The organism is Burkholderia sp. Tr-20390, assembly GCF_017104595.1.
GTDB lineage: Bacteria > Pseudomonadota > Gammaproteobacteria > Burkholderiales > Burkholderiaceae > Burkholderia.
Genome location: NZ_JAAGPC010000343.1, coordinates 1 through 3,558, shown reverse-complemented (window position 1 = coordinate 3,558; position 3,558 = coordinate 1). Strand labels below are relative to the sequence as shown.

Genomic DNA, 3,558 nt, shown 5'->3' with positions numbered 1-3,558 from the left:
GACCACGCGCCGCAGGCCGCCGCGCATCACGACGACAAGCGCGCCCGCCCGGCCGCCGCCGCGGCATCGGGCGCCGAAGGCAGCTCGATCCGCGTCGGTGTCGAGAAGGTCGACCAGCTGATCAACCTGGTCGGCGAGCTCGTGATCACGCAGGCGATGCTCGCGGAAACCGCGAGCGCGTTCGATCCGGCGCTGCACGACCGTCTGTTCAACGGGATGGCGCAGCTCGAGCGCAACGCGCGCGACCTGCAGGAAGCGGTGATGTCGATCCGCATGATGCCGATGGACTATGTGTTCAGCCGCTTCCCGCGTCTCGTGCGCGACCTTGCCGGCAAGCTCGGCAAGCAGGTCGAGCTCGTCACGTTCGGCCAGGCGACCGAGCTCGACAAGAGCCTGATCGAACGGATCATCGATCCGCTGACCCACCTCGTGCGCAACAGCCTCGACCACGGGATCGAGACGGTCGACAAGCGCGTGGCCGCCGGCAAGGACGCCGTGGGCCAGCTGGTGCTGTCGGCCGCCCATCACGGCGGCAACATCGTGATCGAGGTGAGCGACGACGGCGCGGGCCTGAACCGCGAGCGGATCCTCGCGAAGGCCGCGAAACAGGGCATGCAGGTGTCCGACAACATCAGCGACGACGAAGTCTGGCAGCTGATCTTCGCGCCGGGCTTCTCGACCGCCGAGACGGTGACCGACGTGTCGGGCCGCGGCGTCGGGATGGACGTCGTGAAGCGCAACATCCAGTCGATGGGCGGCCACGTGGAAATCACGTCGGTGGCCGGCCGCGGCACGACCACGCGGATCGTGCTGCCGCTCACGCTTGCGATCCTCGACGGGATGTCGGTGAAGGTCGGCAACGAGATCTTCATCCTGCCGCTGAACTTCGTGATGGAGTCGCTGCAGCCGTCGAACGACGACATCTACACGGTCGGCAACGGCGAGCGCGTGGTGCGCGTGCGCGGCGAATACCTGCCGCTGGTCGCGCTGCACGAGGTGTTCTCGGTCGACGACGCGCGCACCGACCCGACGCAAGGGATCGTCACGATCATGGAAACCGAGGGGCGCCGCTTCGCGATGCTGATCGACGAGCTGGTCGGCCAGCAGCAGGTGGTCGTGAAGAACCTCGAAACCAATTACCGCAAGGTGCACGGCATCTCGGCGGCGACCATCCTCGGCGACGGCAGCGTCGCGCTGATCGTCGACGTCGCGGCGCTGAACCGCGAAACCCGTGCGATGCACGGCGCCCGTGCCGGCGCCGAGCTCGCGATGTTCTGATGTCACTCGCCATTCAACCGATTGGGGGCAAACGTGTCTGCTGAAGTCCAAATGATCAATCCGGCCGCGGCGAACGCGGCGACGAGCCGCCGCGACGCGGAACAAGGCGACGCGACGGGCCAGGAATTCCTCGTGTTCACGCTCGGCGACGAGGAATACGGGATCGACATCCTGAAGGTGCAGGAAATCCGCGGCTACGACAGCGTCACGCGCATCGCGAACGCGCCGGAGTTCATCAAGGGCGTGATCAACCTGCGCGGGATCATCGTGCCGATCGTCGACATGCGGATCAAGTTCCATCTCGGCCGCGTCGAGTACGACCACCAGACCGTCGTGATCATCCTGAACGTCGCGCATCGCGTGGTCGGGATGGTGGTCGACGGCGTGTCGGACGTGCTGACGCTGCAGACCGACCAGATCATGCCGGCGCCGGAATTCGGCGCGACGCTGACGACCGAGTACCTGACGGGCCTCGGCACGGTCGACGGCCGCATGCTGATCCTGATGGACATCGAGAAGCTGATGTCGAGCCGTGAAATGGCGCTGATCGAGACGCTCGGCGGGTAAGCGCGCCGCGCGCGCAGGAATTTCGGGAGAATCTGCAATGTTGCAAAACTGGTCGATCCGCACGACGCTCACGGCGGTCGGACTCATCCTCGTGGCGCTGGCCGCAGCCGTCGGCGGGCTCGGCCTGGTCGCGCTGAATCACGCAAGCCGCTCGCTCGACGCGATCGCGCACGTCGACCTGCCGGCGATCCACTCGCTCGACGATACGTCGTCGTACCTGCTGCGCGCACGCGTGTCGCTCGACCGCTTCCGCTCGTTGACGGAAGCCGGCAACACGGCCGAAGCGGCCAAGGTGCTCGACCGCGCGCAGGAGCTGTATGCGAAGTCGAACCAGAACTGGCAGGCGTTCCAGGCGACGCCGAAGCTCGGTATCGAGCAGGCGCTCGTCGACGAGCTGGCCACCCGCTACGCGACGATCGTGAAGGAAGGCGTCGAGCCCGAGTTCGCGGCCGCGCGCGCGGGCGACATGGCCGCGTACCACGCGGTCGCCGATACCAAGATCAGCCCGATGTTCGTCGCGTACGACCAGGCCGCGGCGGCCGTGGTCGCGTCGCTGCAGAAGCGCGCGGAAGATCGCCAGGCCACGACGCAATCGCAGATCTCGCTGATGATCGGGTTGATCGCGGCGGGCATCGCGATCGCGTTCGTCGTCGTGATCGCGATCCGCTTCGCGCTGCGCGGGCTGATCGTGCAGCCGCTGGAAGACGCGATCGCGCACTTCGAGCGCATCGCCGGCGGCGACCTCACGCAGCCGGTCAACGTGTTCAGCACCAACGAGATCGGCCGCCTGTTCGGCGGCATCAAGCGGATGCAGGACGCCGTCACGACGATGGTGCAGGCCGTGCATCGCGGTACCGAGTCGATCGACGTCGGCGCGCGCGAGATCTCGACCGGCAACACCGACCTGTCGCAGCGCACCGAGGAGCAGGCCGCATCGCTGCAGGAAACCGCGTCGAGCATGGAGCAGCTGACGGGCACCGTGCGGCAGAACGCGGAAAACGCGCGGCAGGCCAGCCAGCTCGCGGTGAACGCATCGGACATCGCGACGCAGGGCGGCGAGGTGGTCGGCCAAGTCGTGTCGACGATGCAGGACATCGCGGCAAGCTCGGGCAAGGTCGTCGACATCATCGGCACGATCGAAGGCATCGCGTTCCAGACCAACATCCTCGCGCTGAACGCGGCGGTCGAAGCCGCGCGTGCGGGCGAACAGGGCCGCGGCTTCGCGGTGGTCGCGGGCGAGGTGCGCTCGCTCGCGCAGCGCAGCGCGAGCGCGGCGAAGGAAATCAAGCAGCTGATCGGCGATTCGGCCGAGAAGGTCGAAAGCGGGTCGGCGCTCGTGTCGCGCGCCGGCACGACGATGGACGAGATCGTGCAGGCCGTGCGCCGCGTGACCGACATCATGGGCGAGATCAGCGCCGCGTCGGACGAGCAGTCGACCGGCATCGAGCAGGTCAACCGCGCGGTCGGCCAGATGGATTCGGTCACGCAGCAGAACGCCGCGCTCGTCGAGCAGGCGGCCGCCGCGGCGGCGTCGCTCGAGGAGCAGACGCGCCAGATGAAGGCGATCGTGTCGGGCTGGCGCGTGGCGGGCGGCATCGTGCTCGCGCCGTCGCGCGGTGTCGCGCGGCCGGTCGCACACGAGCCCGCGCCGGCGCTGACGTCGGAGCCGCGTTTCGACGCGGCGCCGGTCGCCGCGCTGCCGGCTCCGCAGGA

3 protein-coding genes are annotated in these 3,558 nt (G+C 68.1%); all 3 read left to right on the top strand.

Annotation, left to right across the window (positions count from 1 at the left end; translation table 11 throughout):
• The coding region (locus tag G3N98_RS38600; RefSeq protein ID WP_206151060.1) for a chemotaxis protein CheW at positions 1–1,278 on the top strand (1,278 nt) is incomplete at its 5' end.
• Between the two features lie 51 nt (positions 1,279–1,329).
• Positions 1,330–1,845 (top strand): chemotaxis protein CheW, encoded by a 516-nt coding sequence (gene cheW, locus G3N98_RS38595; protein ID WP_043185043.1) that lies wholly within the window; start codon positions 1,330–1,332, stop codon positions 1,843–1,845.
• Between the two features lie 37 nt (positions 1,846–1,882).
• Positions 1,883–3,558 (top strand): methyl-accepting chemotaxis protein (locus G3N98_RS38590; protein WP_241026284.1); only part of this gene is annotated, 1,676 nt, incomplete at its 3' end.

Bases quoted from the DNA above. Each gene is read 5' to 3' on its own strand.
- cheW (WP_043185043.1), top strand. From the start codon at position 1,330: ATGATCAATCCGGCCGCGGCGAACGCGGCGACGAGCCGCCGCGACGCG.